This is a genomic window from Ferruginibacter sp. (assembly GCF_031430955.1).
In the GTDB taxonomy this organism is placed as follows: Bacteria; Bacteroidota; Bacteroidia; order Chitinophagales; family Chitinophagaceae; genus Ferruginibacter.
The window spans coordinates 1-3650 of record NZ_JANPCM010000435.1; the positions used below are offsets into that span (position 1 = coordinate 1).

A 3650-nucleotide genomic window follows, 5' to 3' on the forward strand; every position below is an offset into this window, starting at 1 on the left:
TACATGGAGTAAATATCAGAATGTTTATAACGAATTGCCATGAGTTGTTAATTTAAAGAGTGGCCTTTGTAAATTTAAGCATCTTTTACACGCCGGGGTCTCACCCCACGCTTGTAGCCCGGCTGTGAAGATCCCGGCGAAACGCCAAGTAATTATTTGTAAAAGCTGTTAAATTTAATGGCATAGAATTACGGGTTATAAATCATTATTTCTTAACCATTTTAAATCATAATTACCAATCATGGACACACAAACAAAAAAAGCACCGGCAACTAAAACTCCGGCTAAAAAGGATGCTGCCAAGCAGTTAGAAGACCTTTTTGAAGACAGTTTAAAAGATATTTACTGGGCCGAAAAAGCGTTAACAAAAGCATTACCAAAGATGGAGAAAAATGCAACTTCTCCTAAATTAAAAAAAGCTATTGCAGACCATCTTTCCCAAACTGTAGAACATGTTACACGTTTAGAAGAATGTTTTGAATCTATAGGTAAAAAGGCTGTGGCAAAAAAATGTGATGCCATGGAAGGATTATTAAAAGAGGGCGAAGGAATTATGAAAGAAACCCAACCCGGTGCGGTAAGGGATGCAGGTATTATTGCAGCGTCGCAAAAAGTAGAGCATTATGAAATTGCTACTTATGGCACACTGGCGGCATTTGCAAAAGTTTTAGATCAAAAGGCAGCATTAAAAAATTTATTAAAAACATTAGACGAGGAAAAGAAATGCGATGAATTGCTTACTTCTATTGCAGATACTGCATTAAATTCTGAGGCAATTAAAAATTAAAAAAAATCAGGAGAGATAAAGAATTATTTTACTACTCCAGATTATTAAAGTAAAGGTTGCCTTATTTTTTGAGGCAACCTTAATTCTTTTAAAGCAATAAAATAAAAATTATGAAAAAGAAAATAAACCCCAAAGCAGGTAGCAATATAAAAATTGAACAATTATATAAATCTGCTGTCATAAATGATAATGAAGCATTAACAACTAACCAGGGACTTAAAATAAATGACAATCAAAATTCATTAAAGGATAGTGACAGAGGAGCTACACTTTTAGAAGATTTTATTTTAAGAGAAAAAATAACTCACTTCGACCATGAAAGAATACCCGAAAGAATTGTACATGCAAGAGGTTCCGGGGCGCATGGATATTTTGAATTGTACAAAGACTTAAGCAAATATACCAGAGCCGGATTTTTAAATGATACAACAATAAAGACACCTGTTTTTGTAAGGTTCTCTACTGTTGCCGGTGGCGCCGGTTCTACAGACATGGCAAGAGATGTAAGGGGTTTTTCTGTAAAATTTTATACACAGGAAGGTAATTACGATTTAGTAGGAAACAATATTCCTGTATTTTTTATACAGGATGCCATGAAATTTCCTGACCTGGTACATGCTGTAAAACCAGAGCCGGACCATGGCATGCCGCAGGCAGCTTCTGCACACGATACCTTTTGGGATTTTATTTCTTTAATGCCCGAATCATTACATATGATTATGTGGGCCATGAGTGACCGTGCCTTGCCAAGAAGTTTACGGATGATGGAAGGGTTTGGGGTACATACTTTTAAATTAATTAATAAGCAAGGTAAATTTCATTTTGTAAAATTTCATTGGAAACCATTGTTGGGTGTTCATGCTGTTTGCTGGGATGAAGCTACCAGGATTTCAGGTAAAGATTCAGATTTTCACCGAAGGGATTTGTACGAAGCTATTGACAGTGGTGCTTTTCCTGAATGGGAATTAGGCTTACAAATTATACCGGAAGAAGATGAACACAAATTTGAATTTGATTTACTCGATCCAACCAAACTGGTTCCTGAAGAATTAGTACCGGTAACAATTGTTGGTAAAATGACATTAAATAAAAATCCTGATAATTTTTTTGCTGAAACAGAACAGGTAGCATTTCATCCAGGTCACTTGGTGCCAGGGATAGATTTTAGTAACGATCCATTATTGCAGGGTAGATTATTTTCTTATACTGATACACAATTGTCACGACTTGGTACGCCTAATTTTCATGAGTTACCCATTAACCGTTCAATTAATGAAGTGCACAATAATCAACGGGATGGTATGATGCGGCAAATGATTAGTAAAGGGAAAGTAAGTTATGAACCTAATAGTTTAGCTGGCGGTTGCCCTTTTCAGGCAAGTATAAAAGATGGCGGTTTTACATCACACAACCAACGGGTGGATGGACAGAAAATACGGAACAGAAGTAAAAGCTTTATAGACCATTATTCGCAGGCAAAATTATTTTTTAATAGTCAAACTTTACCGGAGCAGCAACATATTATTAATGCACTAACTTTTGAATTATCGAAAGTGCAAACAATTGCAATAAGAGAAAGGATGGTTGGCTTATTATCTTTTATAAATAAAGACCTTGCAAAAAAGGTAGGTGATAATTTAGGGATTAAACCAATCAAACCGCAAAGTACCATCAACCAAAGTTTTCCTGCTGATGCTAACCCGAATGATTATCAAAGTAAGGAATTTGAAATGACGTTGAAGAAGTCAGAAAAGTTAAGCATGGCCAACACTATTAAAGACAATATTAAAACCAGGCAAATTGCTTTTTTAATAGCCGACGGTGTAAATGCCTCTTCCATAAATAATATAGCTGCAAAACTAAAAGCAGGTGGTGCAGTTGTTCATTTGATTGCAAAAAGCATGGCACCAGTTATTGCCGAAGATAAAACCACATTTATACCTGATCATTCATTACTAAGTACCAGCAGTGTTTGTTTTGATGCAGTTTACGTGGCTTCAGGTAAAAAATCTATAGATACTTTAAAGACAGAACCGGCCGCCATTTTATTTGTAAACGAAGCTTACAAGCATTGTAAAACAATAGCTTTTGGTAAGCAGACAGAATCATTTATTGATTTGACAAATGTTAAAAAAACTATGGAGAAAGATCCTGCGGTATTGCATGAATCAGGTGCAGGTTTTACAAAATATTTTATTAACTCTATTGCTAAACACAGGGTGTGGGAATTTGAAGAAGCAAGAAATAATCCTGCATAATTAAATGATGATGATTGTTTTCTTTCAGCCGGGGTCTTGATAGCAGCGCCTTTGTGCGCCGGCATAAGACCGCGGCGTTTAAAAAAGATATACTTCTTCCTGCAGGTGAATTATATAAATTATTCAATCCATTTTCGTTCCGACGGGGTCTTCATAGCAGCGCCTTAGTGCGCTGGCATGAGACCCCGGCGTTTAAAAGAGCTTTAATATTTTTACGACAACTCCTCGTTGTAACAGGTAAATCGCAAAAATACATAGAGTAAATATCAGAGTATTTATAACGAATTGCCATTGCTATTAATTTACAAAGTGGTCTTTTGTAAATTTAAACTTCTTTTACACGCCGGGGTCTCACCCCACGCTTGTTGCTTGGCTGTGAAGACCCCGGCGAAACGGTAAGAAATAATCCTGCATAATTAAATGATGATGATTGTTTTCTTTCAGACGGGGTCTTGATAGCAGCGCTTTTATGCGCCGGCATCAGACCCCGGCGTTTAAAAAAGATATACTTCTTCCGGCAGGTGAATTATATAAATTATTCAATCCATTTTCGTTCCGACGGGGTCTTCATAGCAGCGCCTTAGTGCGCTGGCATGAGACCCCGG

The 3650-nt window shown here is 36.7% G+C and carries 2 protein-coding genes; both read left to right on the plus strand.

Translation table 11 applies throughout. The annotated features are described in order from the left end of the window. The first annotated feature begins 241 nt into the window (after positions 1–241). Positions 242–787 carry a YciE/YciF ferroxidase family protein gene (locus ACY65O_RS12060; protein ID WP_462221104.1) on the plus strand — a complete coding sequence of 182 codons (546 nt, stop codon included), beginning with the start codon at positions 242–244 and terminating at the stop codon, positions 785–787. A gap of 110 nt (positions 788–897) precedes the next feature. Continuing rightward, on the plus strand, positions 898–3045 hold the full coding sequence (locus tag ACY65O_RS12065) for a catalase (RefSeq protein WP_462221105.1): 2148 nt from the start codon (positions 898–900) through the stop codon (positions 3043–3045). The last annotated feature ends 605 nt before the right edge of the window (positions 3046–3650 follow it).

Bases quoted from the DNA above. Each gene is read 5' to 3' on its own strand.
- ACY65O_RS12060 (WP_462221104.1), top strand. From the start codon at position 242: ATGGACACACAAACAAAAAAAGCACCGGCAACTAAAACTCCGGCTAAA.
- ACY65O_RS12065 (WP_462221105.1), top strand. From the start codon at position 898: ATGAAAAAGAAAATAAACCCCAAAGCAGGTAGCAATATAAAAATTGAA.